Here is a 14759-nt window from a genome sequence, read left to right on the forward strand (position 1 = left end):
CCCGGGGTCGTAGGCTGGCCTCGTGGACCAGGCCGACTTCCGCGACCCGCGACCCGGCCCCGTGCCGGGGACGGAGGAACCCGCCGGCCGTGCGGCGCTCCGGCGTCGACGGGTGGTGGACTTCGCGCTGCGCCGACGGGGCGTGCTGGCCGAACTGCAGGCGGGCGGGCTGTCGCTGCGCGAGGTGTGCGACGCGGACGTGTACCTCCAGCGCGCGGCCGGGTTCCACGGCGAGACCACCGAGACCGTCTGCCCGGTGTGCCGCAAGGAGAACCTCACGGAGGTGTCGTGGGTGTTCGGCGACGACCTCGGCTCCTCCTCGGGCTCGGCCCGCAGCGACGAGGAGATCGAGCAACTTGCCCTGACCCACGACCAATTCACCGTCCACGTGGTGGAGGTGTGCCGTAGCTGCTCGTGGAATCACCTGGTGCTCTCGTACGAGGTGGGCCTGCCGGAGGGCACGGGCAGACGGACCCGCCGGGCCGCCCGGGAGCTGCGCCGCCGCCCCTGAGTCCCGATTCGACGAGTCGCCGCGCGACGGCTTTCGTCGACCCCTCGGGAATGTCCTGTGACGTGCGACGGTTCTTCGATGAGCCGTTTGTCGTACACAATGGAGGCCAGAGCACCGCCACCGGGGGTCGCCCGGACGGGTCGGACCTGCTCGCAGGAGGATAGATGATGTCGCGAAGTGATCAGAAGGACCGCAGCGCTGACGGGGATCACGACGATTCCGCGCGGCGCGGCTGGGCCCGTCGTCACCCTGTCTGGACGACTCTGATCCTCCTCGTCGTCGTCGTCCTGGTCATCCCGGCGGTGATCGTGGGGGTGGCCTACTCCCGCACCGACGTGCCGCGCCCCGGCAGCGTCGCCACCAACCAGATCTCCGAGATCTACGAGAGCGACGGCACCACGCTCATCGGCCGCATCGTGCCGCCGGAGGGCAATCGCACGCTCGTCAACATCGACATGATCCCCGTGCACGTGCGCAACGCGGTGATCGCCGCCGAGGACCGCAGCTTCTACACCAACGAGGGCTACGACCCCACCGGCATCGGCCGTGCGGTGATCGGGCAGGTCACCGGTGAGTCCACCGCGGGCGGTGGCTCCACCATCACTCAGCAGTACGTCAAGAACACGATGGTCGGCGACGAGGTCACCTACGAGCGCAAGGCCAAAGAGATCATCATCGCGGCCAAGATGACGCAGGAGTGGTCGAAGGACCAGATCCTCGAGGCCTACCTCAACACCATCTACTTCGGCCGCGGCGCCTACGGCATCGCCGCCGCGTCGAACGCCTACTTCAACAAGCCCGTCGAGAACCTCACCGTTGAGGAGGGTGCGCTGCTTGCCGGCGTCATCCAGTCGCCGTCCGCGTTGGACCCGCTCAACAACGCCGCCGCCTCGGAGGGGCGCTGGAACTACGTGATGGACGGCATGCGCGACATGGGCGCCATCGACGCGCAGCAGCGCGCCAACGCCGTGTTCCCGCAGGTCGTGGAGGACCCGCAGGCCATCGAGCAGAACGTCGGCGACCCGAGCAACGGCCCGATCCGTCGGCAGGTCCTGGCCGAGCTGGCGATGGCCGGTATCGACGAGCAGATGCTCAACACCCGCGGTCTGAAGATCGTCACCACGATCGATCGTCAAACGCAGGAGTCCGTCCTCGACGGGGTCCGCAACAACATGCAGGGCGAGAACGCGGACACCCGCACCGCCGTGGTCTCGGTCAACCCCCGCACCGGCGGCGTGATCGGCTACTACGGCGGCGATGAGGCCGAGGGCTGGGACTACGCCAACGCCCCGCTCCAGACCGGCTCGGTCTTCAAGATCTTCGGCGTGGCCGCCGCCCTCGAGCAGGGCATCGGTCTGGGGACCACGGTGTCCTCGGCACCCGTCACCACCGGCAACGTCACCGTCACCAACGTGGGCGGCCAGTCCTGTGGTTCGTGCTCGGTGGCGCAGGCCCTCAAGATGTCGCTCAACACCTCGTTCATCCGCCTCCAGCGGATGCTCGACAACGGCGCCAACGACACCCGCGAGATCGCGCACCGCGCCGGTGTCGCCAAGCAGATCCCCGGCCTCGAGTGGGAGACGCTGACCGAGCAGGGCAGCGACCCGTACGACGGCATCATCCTGGGCCAGTACCCGATCCGCGTGCGCGACATGGCCAACGCGCTGGCCACCTTCGCCGACGAGGGCGTCTACCGACCGGCCCACTTCATCGAGCGGGTCGAGACCGCCGAGGGCGAGGTCCTGCTCGACAACTCCTCGCCGGGGGGCGAGGAGGTCATCGACGCCGACGTGGCCAACAACCTGACCTCCGCGATGGCGCCGATCGCTGCCTACTCCAACGGTCACACGCTGGCCGGCGGTCGGCCCTCCGCCGCCAAGTCCGGAACCACACAGCTCGGGGACACTGGCTACAACAAGGACGCCTGGTTCGTCGGCTACACCCCCTCCATCGCCACGGCGGTCTGGGTGGGTACGGACGACAACAAGCCGCTGTTCAACGCCTACGGCGGCACCATGTACGGCTCCGGGCTGCCCGCCGACATCTGGAAGTCCGTGATGGACGGCGCGCTGTCGGGCAGCGACTGGGAGCAGTTCCCCACACCCGGCATGATCGGCGGCCAGGCGGGCGCACCCTCCTGGGAGTCCTCGGGCTCCAGCTCGGCCGGTGGCGGCGGCGGGGCCACGGCCACCCAGACCCAGCCCGCGCCCGTCGTCCCGGACGAGCCCACCCCGCAGCCGCCCGCGCCCGCGGCGCCCCCGCTGACGATCCAGGTCCCGGGACTTCCCGAGATCGTGATCCCCGGCGCCGGTGGCGGTCAGCCGGCGCCGGCGCAGCCCGGAACCGCCCCAGATCCGGGTGACGGCGGGGCGGGCACCGGCGGTGACACCGGTGGCGGAGGCAACGCTGGTGGTGGCGGTACCGGCGGAGGCGGCGGTACCGGCGGTGGCGGCGGCGAGGCCTGACGCCCGCGCCGTGGACTAGAGTGTGGCCGTGCTGAGCAACGGTCGCCTCTCTCCGCTGCCGCTCGACGAGGACCTCCGTTCGCTGTCCCCGCAGGAGCGCGTCCGCCCCGGTGACGGCCCGGCGGCCACCGTTCTCGACGCGTGGGGCGGGCCGGTCGGCAGGCATGCCGCGGTCGGCCGCCAGCGCTTCTGGACGCCGCTGCGCGTGGTCATGCTCTTCGCCGTGATCTTCCTGGCGTTCGGCTTCTTCTCGAAGGCCGCCTGTCTGGAGACCTCCCACCCCACCGACGGGTCGCAGCCCGGACTCATGTGGGACGGACGCCAGTACTACAAGGCCTGCTACGCCGACCCGCTGCCGCTGTACTCCGCCGAGGGCCTGAGCGCGGGGGCGTTCCCTTACAAGTACACGTGGACGACCGATGCCGGCGAGGTCCGCTTCATGGAGTACCCCGTGATCTCGGGGCTGTTCCAGTACGTCACCGCGCAAGGCGCGCAGGCGTGGCAGGCGGTCTTCCCCGGTGGGCCCATCGAGGTGGTGAAGTACTTCGTCCTGGGCGCGGTGCTGCTGGCCATCATGTGGATGGTCGCCGTGTGGGCGACCTATCGGTCGGCCGGGCGCCGACCCTGGGACACGCTGCTCATGGCGGCCAGCCCGCTCGTGATCTTCCAGGCGTTCACCAACTACGACGTCATGGCCGTCGCACTGGCCTCCGTCGCCTTGCTGCTGTGGGCACGCCGCCGCCCCGTCTGGGCCGGCGTCGTGCTGGGACTGGGCGTGGCGGCCAAGCTGTATCCGCTCTTCCTGTTCGGTGCCCTGCTCGTGGTGGCGATCCGGCGACGACGTTTCGTCGAACTCGCGAAGGCGCTCGCCGCCGCGGTGGTCGCCTGGCTGGCGGTCAACCTGCCGATCCTGATCCCGTTCCCGCAGGGCTGGCGAGAGTTCTTCCGCCTCAACTCGGACCGGCCCGCGAACCCTGAGAGCATTTACGCCGTGGTCCAGGGGCTCACCGGCTGGGCGGGCTTCGACGCGGGCCGCGCCGCCGGCGAGGCGCCCGCGACTCTGAACACCGTCTCGCTGGTGCTGTTCGCGCTCGGCTGCGTCGCGGTACTCGCGATCGGACTGACCGCGGCCACCACGCCGCGCGTCGCGCAGCTGGCGTTCCTCATCGTGGCGATCTTCCTGCTCACCAACAAGGTGTGGAGCCCGCAGTACTCGCTGTGGTTGATCCCGCTGGCGGTGCTCGCCGTGCCGCGCGTGAAGCTGTTGCTGCCGTGGATGGCGTTCGACGCCCTGCTGTGGGTCGCCCACATGTCGTACTTCCACGGGGTGGCCAACCGGGGGATCGATCCCGAGCTGTTCCACGTGCTCGTCCTGGTGCGCGGCCTGCTCGTGGTGGCGGTCTGCGCGGTGGTGATCACCGAGATCTACCGCCCGGACCTCGACGTGGTCCGGCGGAGCCACCGGGACGACCCGGACGGGACGGATCCGCTCGCCGGAGTGCTCGCGGACCCGACCGATCGCCCCGTCGCGACACCACCCGGGGTCGGCTCCGATCCGGCCGCCCCGATCACCCCCGGGCAGAAGCCCCAGAAGGAGAACGCCGACCGATGACCACAAGCGAAATGATCTGGATGTTCTCCTTCATCCTCATCGGGTTCATCTGCATGGTCACCGCTGCCGGCGGTTACCGGGCGGGCTGGCGACAGCCGGTGTGGATCGGCTGGACGGTCGCCGCGTTCCTGTTCCTCACCGTGATCCCGGTGACGCAGGCACTGACCATGGCCATCTAGCCTCCCGGGCGCCCACCCGCACCCACGTCCGCGCTGCCAGCGGTAACGGGATTTCGCCGCTCGGTACCGCACGGGGTAGCCTTGAACGGTTGCTGACGCAACGACCCTCCTGCCACGGAGACACCGTGGCCGAATCTGTAGTCCACAGGAGGTGATGAGGTCCCGTGCGTCAATACGAAGTAATGGTCATCCTCGATCCGAGTCTCGACGAGCGCACCGTGGCGCCGTCGCTGGATACGTTCCTGAACGTGATCCGGCAAGAGGGCGGTTCGGTCGACAAGGTCGATGTCTGGGGCAAGCGCCGCTTCGCCTACGAGATCAACAAGCAGTCCGAGGGCATCTACGCCGTCGTGCAGCTCAAGTCCAGCCCGGACGCGGTCAAGGAGCTCGACCGTCAGCTCGGTCTGAACGAGAACGTGCTCCGCACCAAGGTGCTGCGCGCCGACAAGTGAGTCTGACTGTCCGACCGGCCCGGTAATCTGGGCGCGGTCGGTCGGCCTCGACCACCATCCACCTCAGGACTTCACACGCAGGTCTTCTACACGGAGGAGAAGCGCATGGCACAGGGCGATACCCCGATCACGGTCGTAGGAAACATCGTCGCGGACCCCGAGCTGCGGTTCACGCCGTCGGGTGCTGCGGTCGCGAACTTCCGGATCGCCTCGACGCCGCGTCGTTTCAATTCGCAGACCAACCAGTGGGAGGACGGCGAAGGCCTGTTCCTTACCTGCAACGTCTGGCGGCAGGCTGCGGAGAACGTCGCGGAGTCGCTGCAGAAGGGCATGCGCGTCATCGTCAACGGCCGGCTCCGGCAGCGGTCGTACGAGACGCGTGAGGGCGAGAAGCGCACCGTCTATGAGGTTGAGGTCGACGAGGTCGGTCCGTCGCTGAAGTACGCCACCGCCAAGGTGACCCGCACCCCCCGCGAAGGCGGCCAGGGTGGCGGTTTCCAGGGTGGGGGCGGCCAGGGTGGCGGTTTCCAGGGCGGAGGCCAGCCGCAGGGTGGTTTCGGTGGAGGCCAGTCACAGGGCGGCTATGGCGGAGGCCAGGGACGTCCGCAGAACGACGACCCGTGGGGCAGCGCCCCGCAGGCCGGCGGATCCGGTGGCTTCGGCGGCATGGAAGACGAGCCCCCGTTTTAGATCGGGTCGATTCCCAGGGGCACTTCCCGCCCCACCCCACAAGCATGAGACATGACCTCGCGACAACCCGGCCCGGGTCGGATCGTCGGAGGGAAGAAAGGTAGACGGATCATGAAGCTGATCCTCACCGCCGACGTCGACAAGCTCGGTGCTCCGGGCGACATCGTCGAGGTCAAGGGCGGATACGGTCGTAACTTCCTGCTCCCGCGCGGGCTGGCCATCGTGGCCACCCCGGGCGCCGAGCGCCAGATCGAGTCCATCAAGCGGGCCCAAGAGGCCCGTGAGGTGCGCGACTCGGACCACGCCAACGAGCTCAAGCAGAAGCTCGAGTCGCTGGCCGACGTCAAGGTCGCTGTCAAGACCTCCGACACCGGCAAGCTGTTCGGCTCGGTCACCGCGGGCGATGTCGCCTCGGCCGTGAAGGCCGCCGGTGGCCCCACGCTCGACAAGCGCTCGGTGCACATGCCCAAGGAGCACATCAAGTCGACCGGCGCGCACAGCGTCGTCGTCGACCTGGGTCACGAGACCACCGCGCGCGTCGCGGTGGAGGTCGTCCCCGGCTGATCGATCTGACCAGGCCCGAGGGCCCCGGCCGTCACCACGACGGCCGGGGCCCTCGCACTTCGGCAGGCACGCAAGGGCTGTGGACGCCCTGTGGATAACTCGGTAGGAAAGCTACGGTTTTGTCGGCTGGACGATTGCCCGGGTTCATCTTTCGTTATCCATTGTGTCCCCAATCGTGACGTGGTATCGGAAGTAATCCACCGGACGCTCTACCTGCGGCGATACCGGTGACCTGCAGGTTTATACCAACTGACCTGCGATTTCCACTGGTTATCCACAGCAGAGCCCAGATCGCTCCTGCATAACTCACGCCCATCCACAGTTCTCCACAACCCCGCACTCGCGATTGTGGAAAAGCCTGTGGATAACCCAGGGGGATGTGAGCCGGGCGTGTCGTAGCGGTGCCCTACAGTGGAGGAGTCGCGAGGGCGCGCCGGTGTCCCGGGCGGCAGCGGCGGTACGGCCACGCACGGCGTCAACATCAGCACTACAGCGGAGAGGAGCGGTCATGGCGCAGGGGGGATACGACGATCCCGGCGATATGCCACCGCCTCCCGAGGACGGCGGCGGTGGCGGAGAGTTCGGGCGGACCCCGCCGCAGGACCTGACCGCCGAACAGTCGGTGCTCGGCGGCATGCTGCTGAGTAAGGACGCCATCGCTGATGTGGTGGAGGAGATCCAGCCGAACGACTTCTACAAGCCGGCGCACCAGGCGATCTACGACGTGATCCTGGACCTCTACGCGCGGGGCGAGCCCGCGGACGCGGTGACGGTGGCCGCGGAGCTGGAGCGCCGCGGCGATCTGCGGCGGGCCGGCGGGGCGCCCTACCTCCATACCCTCATCTCGACTGTGCCCACGGCGGCCAACGCCGGCTACTACGCCCAGATCGTCTCGGAGAAGGCGGTGCTGCGCAGGCTCGTCGACGCCGGCACGCGGATCGTGCAGTACGGCTATTCCGGCTCCGAGGGCGCCGACGTGGCCGAGGTGGTGGACCGGGCGCAGGCCGAGATCTTCGACGTGACGGAGCGCCGGACCACCGAGGACTTCGTGGTCATCGAAGAGCTGCTGCAGCCGACGATGGACGAGATCGACGCGATCCACACCGCCGGCGGGCTGAGCAAGGGTGTGCCCACCGGCTTCGCGGACCTCGACTCCATCACCAACGGTCTGCACGGCGGACAGATGATCATCATCGCCGCGCGACCCGGCGTCGGTAAGGCCCTCGCTCTCGACACAGTCCTGCCCACGCCGGACGGCGAGACCACGATGGGCGAGGTCGCGGTGGGCGATCGGGTCCTGGGGGTCGACGGCACGCCGACCGAGGTCACCGGCGCGACCGAGGTGTGGCAGGACCGCCCCTGCTTCACAGTGCGTTTCAGCGACGGCGCGGAGATCGTGGCCGATGCCGAGCACGAGTGGCGTATCGAGATGGGCGGCACCGAACAGGTGGTCACCACCAAGTCGCTCGACACCCTGATGCTGGTGTGCGACTTCGGGATCGTCATCCCCGAGCATCCCGACTCGGGCCGCGGCACCCGCGTCATCACCGATGTACGCAGCGCGGAGAGCGTTCCGGTCCGGTGCATCGAGGTGGCGGCGGCAGATCACCTGTACCTCGCCGGCCCCACCGGGATCCCCACGCACAACTCGACCATCGGTCTGGACATCATGCGGTCGTGCTCCATCAAGAACGGCCTGGCCTCGGTCATGTTCTCGCTGGAGATGAGCAAGACCGAGATCGTCATGCGACTCATGAGCGCCGAGGCCCGCGTGAAGTTGTCCGATATGAAGTCGGGCACCATGAGCGACGAGGACTGGACGCGGATGGCGCGGCGGATGGGCGAGATCTCCGAGGCGCCGCTGTACATCGACGACTCGCCCAACCTCACCATGATGGAGATCCGCGCCAAGGCGCGGCGGCTCAAGCAGAAGCACGACCTGCGGCTGATCGTGGTGGACTACCTACAGCTGATGTCCTCGGGCAAGAAGGTCGAGTCGCGGCAGCAGGAGGTCTCCGAGTTCTCGCGTCAGCTCAAGCTGCTGGCCAAGGAGATCGACGTGCCCTTGATCGCCATCTCCCAGCTGAACCGTGGCCCCGAGCAGCGTACGGACAAGCGGCCCCAGGTCTCCGATCTGCGTGAGTCCGGCTCGCTGGAGCAGGACGCCGACATCGTCATGCTGCTGCACCGCCCGGACTCCACCGAGCGGGATGACCCGCGGGCCGGCGAGGCCGACCTGATCCTGGGCAAGCACCGTGGTGGCCCCACGTCCACGATCACGGTGGCGCACCAGCTGCACTACTCGCGGTTCGTGGACATGGCGCGGGGGCTGTAAATGCCTGTCGCTGTGCGGTCTAGATTGGCGAAATCGCCTTCTAGATTGGCGAGCGGACCCGGCTTGCGGACACCAGTTTCCTTCTGACCAGGCAGTTCTAATTACCGCCGTAGGTCCGGGCGCTGCGGTCTGGTCAATCTAGATGAACGGAGATCTGCAAAGGCGCAGGTCAGAAGCTCTACGGCTTTGTTCGCTTTACATATGTAGTGGTCGCTCTTTGCGATTCTGTGGACAGTGCAGGTCACGAGGCATATCGTTAGCAACGAGGACGGATATGTACTCCGACTCGCGCTTGGAGGCCTACCATGTCGCCCGCTGATCACGTACCTCGAGTTGATCTTCAACCTGCGCGAACCGGCAGGCCTCGCTTGCGTGCTCAGCAGCTGAAGCCGAACGAGCGTGTTCTTGTCTCCGCTCGACTGCCAGCAGCGCTGGCCGCGAGGATCTATGAGACCGCGAACCGAAACCAGAAGCCAGTGAGTGGTGTTGTTGCCGACCTACTCGCGCAGGCTCTTGGAGATTCGGGGGCAGCCACGACGTAGAACCCGCCGATCGGTGTAGAGCACCGAAATGCGAAAGAAGGCCGGGCGGCCACCCGACCTTCTCGCTGGATCTACCCACACTTTCGTGTGGGACTTCACCTGTGACAGCAGGACTTGTCTCAACGGAGGAACCCTTTGCTATGTCTAGCAGATAGTTTCGAAACCCGGTTCGTCAACCCCCAGCGGGGTGTCTGATGACCTCAATCACATGGTCCTTCCGGTGGGACGGTGAGCCGGAGGCGCAGGAATGGTTGGAGGACCTTCCCCCAACCGATTTCTCTCGTATTAGGCCGTTCCGGAAAGTTCGTGCAAGTACGCGGTCGAAGAACATCTCCGCGCGAGCTTGGAGTCAGACGGTCGGTCGGGTGCTGGACGTCGAGTCCGGCCTTGAGCACGACCTCGTGCGGAAGCTGGATAGAGATCCGCAGGTGCAGTGGTTGGTTCCGCAACCATGCCGAGTCACATGGGTGACGCAATCGGGGCGAAAGTCTCATGTTCCCGACCTAATGTCGGTTGATGAATTCAACCTGGTGACGATCTGGGATGCCCGGCCGGTTGAGAAACAGGACGCAAAGTTCCTCGAAGCAGTTCCGGTCACAAGGGAAGCCTGTGCGGGTTTCGGGTGGAGCTACCAAGTGTTCGCCGAACTCGATCTGGTGGAGAGACTGAATCTGTTGTGGCTGCAAGGATTTCGTAGGCCACCGTGCTGGATCGATTCCGTGCGGCCTCTCGTTATCGAGGAGGTTCGACTTCATGAAGTAGTGACGCTTGGCGAGTTGATGCGTCTGGATCAGGGGGACGGAAAGGTCAAAGCTGGGATTTGGCATCTCATCTGGTCCGGAGACCTCGTGTGTGATCTACAGCGTCGAATTGACCTCGACAGTGAGATTCGATCCTCGGTAGGTGCGCTGTGAGCATTAGGCGCCCTAACGCGCGTACACCTATCAGACGCGGCGACCTGATCCTGATGCCCGGTGGCCTATACCGCGTCACTGGTGTCCTGCCGGGTGGATTGGAGGTCAAGGCGGCTACTGGGGTCGACGAAACCATCAACTTTGGCGAGCTAACCGAAGCGCGCCAGGTAGTCGACGGAAGGGTGGTCGCTTCCTCCGCGGCCTTACAGCCGCTGTGGGACGCCCTTTCGGTAAGCGCGAGAGAATCCGCGCTTTTCAAGCTCGAAGTCGTCCAAGAGGTCTTGACAGGCTATCGAGATGGGCACCCTGACTTGGCGCGACCTGGCGAGCCTCGGCATCCGTTTGGCACGCACAGCGGCGAGTCTGAGTCAGCCCGAGCAGACGCGATGGCGGCTTATTTGGCTAGCGAGTTTGAGGTGGATCGGACCCGTCAACGCAAACTCGCTCAGGGGGACAAGGCGAGTAGCTCTCCCTCACCTAGTTCAATTCGTGGCTGGATCCAGAACTGGCGACGAAACGGGCTAGTCGGGTTGATCGATGGCCGTGCGCTAAAGCCCCGCAAGGAGTGGGCACAGATCGATGAGGCCTATCGAGAGGTCGCAGAAGCGCTCGCCCGCACCTTCGACGGGGACCGGTCTGCGGTCAACATCGCTGAGCTGGACCGAAGGATCACCGTTGCGCTCAAACAAGGTGGTGTGGAGTACAAACAGCCAGCGAAGCGCATAAAATCCCAGTACCTCTCGTGGCTCACGTTCACGCGTGGTGCGACGACGCGTACCCAGAAGACCCGCTCACTGCGAAACACCTCGGGCTACGAGCACTACCCGGCCATGCGGCCAGGGCAGGTCGTTGCGATCGACGCGACCCGAGCAGACTGTCTGGTGAGGGACGTGGAAACTGGAGAAGTCTTCAGTGTCGAAGTTCTCACCGCGATCGATGTGGCGACCCGAGTCGTGTTGGCGTTGCGCGTCGTCCCAAAGTCCGCTGACGCAGTTGACGCGGCTCTACTCCTCTATGACGTGTGCCGACCTTTCTCCATGCTCGTCGAAGGGACATCCGTCTCTGACTGGAGGTGGTGCGGATTGCCGGGGCAGGTATCTCTGATGACCACGGCTGACGGGAAGACTGACGTACTGCCGGACTACACAACCCTTCAGGGTGAGCAGGTTATCCCTTCAGTGTTGCCAGATGCAGTGCGAAGTGACCACGGCTCTAACTTCATGTCAGCGCACTTTCAAGACACTCTTGCGTCGCTCGGAATCGACTACCTGCCGACCCGAGGGGGCAGGCCAACAGACAACCCGCATATCGAGCGTTTCCATGAGACTTTGCAGCGTGCGTGGCAGCAAATCCCGGGCTACAAGGGCAGGAACCCAGGGGAACGCGGCGCCAAGGTCGCGACAGAAGCCCTATTGACTGCCAACGAACTAGAGCAACACCTCCGGAGATTTGTGAGCTTGGACTATCACCGGACAGAGCACGCGGGACTGCGCGTTCCGGGGGAACCCAATGCGAGATTTACGCCGCTCGAGATGTGGGACGTCCTCACAGAGCTCACGGGTTGTATCGATGTTCCTCAGCGTGCCGACATGGTTTTCGATTTTCTCCCGATTTCTTGGGCCGTAATCGCACATGGCGGTGTCAAATGTAAGAACCTCATCTATGACGCCGAGTGCCTTGATGCGTACCGGAACGGACGAAAAGGGCGATTTCGCGAGGGGGACGCTGCCGCGCCGTTCTATCGCGATCCCCACGACCTCAGCAGGCTGTGGTTCCGTGACCCAGAAACCAATGAGGTCAACGAGGTTCCCTGGAAAGGCGCCGGCTTGACACACGCGCCCATGACAGATGCCCTTGTAGATGCCGCGTGGAAAGTCGCTAAGAACCGCGGAGGTAAGAAGATGATCTCCCGCGAAAGGTCCCAATACCTCATTGCAGAAGAACTCACCGAGCTCACCACGCATGCAGAGAAGTTCGACGAGCCAGCGCGGATCCGCGCGGCGCGCCTACGGAGGCAGCAGTCTCGTCGTGACCTCAACGAGGCAGTAGAAGCGACAACACGAACTCCGACGTCTCCGGATCCACCTACTACGGAAACGCTCAGTACGAGCCCCATCGACTTCGACGCCCCTTGGGGCCGGCTTCCACTTGACTACGCTATTGAGAAGCAATGACGGCGCGGCGGTGGCACCGGGCGAGCATCGAGACGCACGTAAGGGAACCGGACCCACTCACGGCCGCGGAGCTACGCGCGGCTAGCCCTGAAAGCCGTGGACACTATGCAACTCAGGTCAGAAAGTGGTACCGCGCACAATTTTTCACGACGCCCGACCTAGAGGCTATTGCGCGTCATCTATCCGAAATCGTGCGGGCCAACGATGATTCCCTGCCCGGGGCGAAGACATTCATGTCGGTTACCGGTCCGAACGGTGCAGGAAAAAGCACATTCGTCAAGCGCTGGGCGATGGAACGACACCGAGAATTGGCGACGAAGTACCCGGCTTCCGGACCGGATGGTCGGCCGGTTTGGAACCCAGACCCTCATACGGAGTGCGACGTCGTTCCGGTCTGCTGGGTGAACCTGCCCTCTGCCGCGAGAGTGAAGGATCTGAATGCTGTGATCCTAGAGTTTCTAGGGCTTCCGGGGGAGGGTCTAGCGCGTCTTCAGACTGGACGAGTCTTAGGAGCATGCGAGCGGCATCTCGTGCGGTTACTGATCATTGACGACGCACACTTGCTCAACACTGGTCAACGGATCGGCAGAGAGGTGCTTGATCACGTCAAGGTGCTCAATACTGAGCTCGGAGAACTAGGTGCCTCAATCGTCCTCGTGGGTGCCAACCTCGACGGGGGCGAACTGCTCACCGACCCGCAGATTTCCGCCAGGTTGAAAGCCCACTCCTTGGGCCCGATAGACGTCTACCAGGACGGGGGACCCCTCCGATGGCAAACCATGTTGGCGTCACAGGAGCGTGCTCTCGCTCCGTATCTTCCCGGGCTTTCTGCGGGCGTGCTGCACGACGACTTCGCCGGACTGCTTTGGAAGCGGACGCAAGGGTACCTAGGCGACGTCCGAGACCTATTGGCTGGAACTGCCGGCCGAGCAATCGAGGACGGGAACGGAGCGATCACTCGGGCCCTCATCGAGGCAGTACCTCTCAGCGCACGCGCGGAGGCACGGGAGGCGATGTTGCCCGGGGGTCGAGCATGACCGCCACTGTCTACTCCAACCCACTGCCCACACGGTTCGCACCCGCTATGCAAGAAACCCTGGCGTCGTTCGTCACACGGTGTGCTAGCGCGAATGACGTCCCCGTCTCGCTTCTACTCAACGGTTGTCAGGGGCTGACTACAGCGGATCTGACCCGCCGCAAGGAACTCCCACTGAGCGAGCTTGCACATCGTCTATCGGTGAGTCCAGATGAACTGGATGCAATGTCGCCCCGCCATCGGCAAAGAAGCCCTGCGCCCCGGCTCGTAGGGCTTCTTCAAGGGAAGCGGTGGGTCTGCCCTGAGTGTGAAGTACAGGGAATCCGCTCGCATTGCGAGAAGACCTGGCTGCGTTTTGCCTGCGAAGAGCACGGCGTCTTCCTCCAAGCAAACCACCCGGAACCGCCCAGGCCAGAAGCGGCGAGCGATAGAGTTTTGGCGCTCCAAGCTCGCGTAAATAATCTGCTCCGTGATAACCGCGAAGCCTTCACCATCACTGGCCGTCTCCTGTCTCAGATGAAACAGCTCCGACGGCTGAGCAAGGCAGTGAGACCCCACGAGGTCCAACCCGGGACACGGCACGTGCTGACGTGGCTAGAGAAGGTCCAGATCACAACGGGGCAGGCAGTCCTAACCCCACAACGTGCAGCGATGCTGCTCAACTGCCTACTTCCAATCGTGAGCTGTCGCGGATTCGACGACGCGATGGCGAGTAGTCTCCGTGTTCTCTGCGAACCACCCCCTAACAAAACGGAACCAAGTCGGGACCCGGGGGCGGCGCGACTACAAGCGTTGGAAGAAATCTCGAACCTGATGCGAGTTGGAAAACAGATCTCCAAGCTCGTTGATGCGGGCGGACTTCACGAAGACGCCATCCCGACGATCTACCTCGCCGCGGGCGATCCAGAATGGCACACCTTGCACAGTGAGGACTCACGGGTGCGTCAAGGCGCAGCTGAAATGTGGAACGCGCGCAGACAGGCCTGCGATGACGTTCATGAAGCCGTCACAACGTATAGAAATGGGCCCGGCAGCCAAGCCCAAGACAGGGTAGGCACTGGCCGCCGCGCTAGTGCTCTGATTGGCTCGGTTGAGGCATCTCCCATCGCGTCCTCCACATTCGCTGCGGAGCTGACGGCGATTCTGACGCGGCAGCCCACACTTGGTTCGGCCGTCTGCAGAATTGGATTACCGAGCCCGGCTGTCAGGTGGTTGATGCCCGAAATCGGGGCTAACCCAGATACTCGAGAGGCTCTTGAGTACTGGCTGTGGATGCAAAACCCCG

At 64.9% G+C, this 14759-nt stretch carries 11 protein-coding genes; all 11 read left to right on the forward strand.

Translation table 11 applies throughout. The annotated features are described in order from the left end of the window. The first annotated feature begins 61 nt into the window (after positions 1 to 61). Positions 62 to 511 carry a DUF5318 family protein gene (locus ACWIE7_RS07990; protein WP_454069003.1) on the forward strand — a complete coding sequence of 150 codons (450 nt, stop codon included), beginning with the start codon at positions 62 to 64 and terminating at the stop codon, positions 509 to 511. A 167-nt stretch (positions 512 to 678) separates the two neighbouring features. After that, positions 679 to 2976, forward strand: a complete 2298-nt coding sequence (locus ACWIE7_RS07995) for a transglycosylase domain-containing protein (RefSeq protein WP_454069004.1) — start codon at positions 679 to 681, stop codon at positions 2974 to 2976. 22 nt (positions 2977 to 2998) lie between these two features. Continuing rightward, complete coding sequence (locus tag ACWIE7_RS08000) at positions 2999 to 4588, forward strand: glycosyltransferase family 87 protein (protein WP_452098200.1); 1590 nt, start codon at positions 2999 to 3001, stop codon at positions 4586 to 4588. Beyond that, positions 4585 to 4767, forward strand: a complete 183-nt coding sequence (locus ACWIE7_RS08005) for a hypothetical protein (protein ID WP_230929772.1) — start codon at positions 4585 to 4587, stop codon at positions 4765 to 4767. The genes ACWIE7_RS08000 and ACWIE7_RS08005 overlap by 4 nt, the downstream gene beginning before the upstream one ends. A 164-nt stretch (positions 4768 to 4931) precedes the next feature. Beyond that, entirely contained in the window at positions 4932 to 5219 is a 288-nt protein-coding gene (rpsF, locus tag ACWIE7_RS08010) for a 30S ribosomal protein S6 (protein WP_230929773.1), read from the forward strand. 105 nt (positions 5220 to 5324) lie between these two features. After that, positions 5325 to 5909, forward strand: coding sequence for a single-stranded DNA-binding protein (locus tag ACWIE7_RS08015; RefSeq protein WP_295648304.1), 585 nt, complete (start codon positions 5325 to 5327; stop codon positions 5907 to 5909). Positions 5910 to 6020: 111 nt separating this feature from the next. Beyond that, entirely contained in the window at positions 6021 to 6473 is a 453-nt protein-coding gene (gene rplI, locus ACWIE7_RS08020) for a 50S ribosomal protein L9 (protein ID WP_454068978.1), read from the forward strand. Positions 6474 to 7107: 634 nt separating this feature from the next. After that, entirely contained in the window at positions 7108 to 8808 is a 1701-nt protein-coding gene (dnaB, locus tag ACWIE7_RS08025) for a replicative DNA helicase (protein WP_454069005.1), read from the forward strand. Between the two features lie 736 nt (positions 8809 to 9544). Next, a complete protein-coding gene (locus ACWIE7_RS08030; protein ID WP_454068979.1) occupies positions 9545 to 10264 on the forward strand; it encodes a TnsA-like heteromeric transposase endonuclease subunit in 720 nt (239 codons plus the stop codon). Positions 10265 to 10794: 530 nt separating this feature from the next. Then, positions 10795 to 12438, forward strand: a complete 1644-nt coding sequence (locus tag ACWIE7_RS08035; RefSeq protein WP_454068980.1) for a transposase — start codon at positions 10795 to 10797, stop codon at positions 12436 to 12438. Continuing rightward, on the forward strand, positions 12435 to 13475 hold the full coding sequence (locus ACWIE7_RS08040) for a TniB family NTP-binding protein (RefSeq protein WP_454068981.1): 1041 nt from the start codon (positions 12435 to 12437) through the stop codon (positions 13473 to 13475). The genes ACWIE7_RS08035 and ACWIE7_RS08040 overlap by 4 nt, the downstream gene beginning before the upstream one ends. The last annotated feature ends 1284 nt before the right edge of the window (positions 13476 to 14759 follow it).

Source organism: Dietzia sp. NPDC055343 (assembly GCF_053645265.1).

Coding starts and splice junctions, on each gene's coding strand:
- ACWIE7_RS08015 (WP_295648304.1), top strand. CDS start 5,325: ATGGCACAGGGCGATACCCCGATCACGGTCGTAGGAAACATCGTCGCG.
- ACWIE7_RS07995 (WP_454069004.1), top strand. CDS start 679: ATGTCGCGAAGTGATCAGAAGGACCGCAGCGCTGACGGGGATCACGAC.
- ACWIE7_RS08005 (WP_230929772.1), top strand. CDS start 4,585: ATGACCACAAGCGAAATGATCTGGATGTTCTCCTTCATCCTCATCGGG.
- ACWIE7_RS08030 (WP_454068979.1), top strand. CDS start 9,545: ATGACCTCAATCACATGGTCCTTCCGGTGGGACGGTGAGCCGGAGGCG.
- ACWIE7_RS08040 (WP_454068981.1), top strand. CDS start 12,435: ATGACGGCGCGGCGGTGGCACCGGGCGAGCATCGAGACGCACGTAAGG.
- dnaB (WP_454069005.1), top strand. CDS start 7,108: ATGCTGCTGAGTAAGGACGCCATCGCTGATGTGGTGGAGGAGATCCAG.
- rplI (WP_454068978.1), top strand. CDS start 6,021: ATGAAGCTGATCCTCACCGCCGACGTCGACAAGCTCGGTGCTCCGGGC.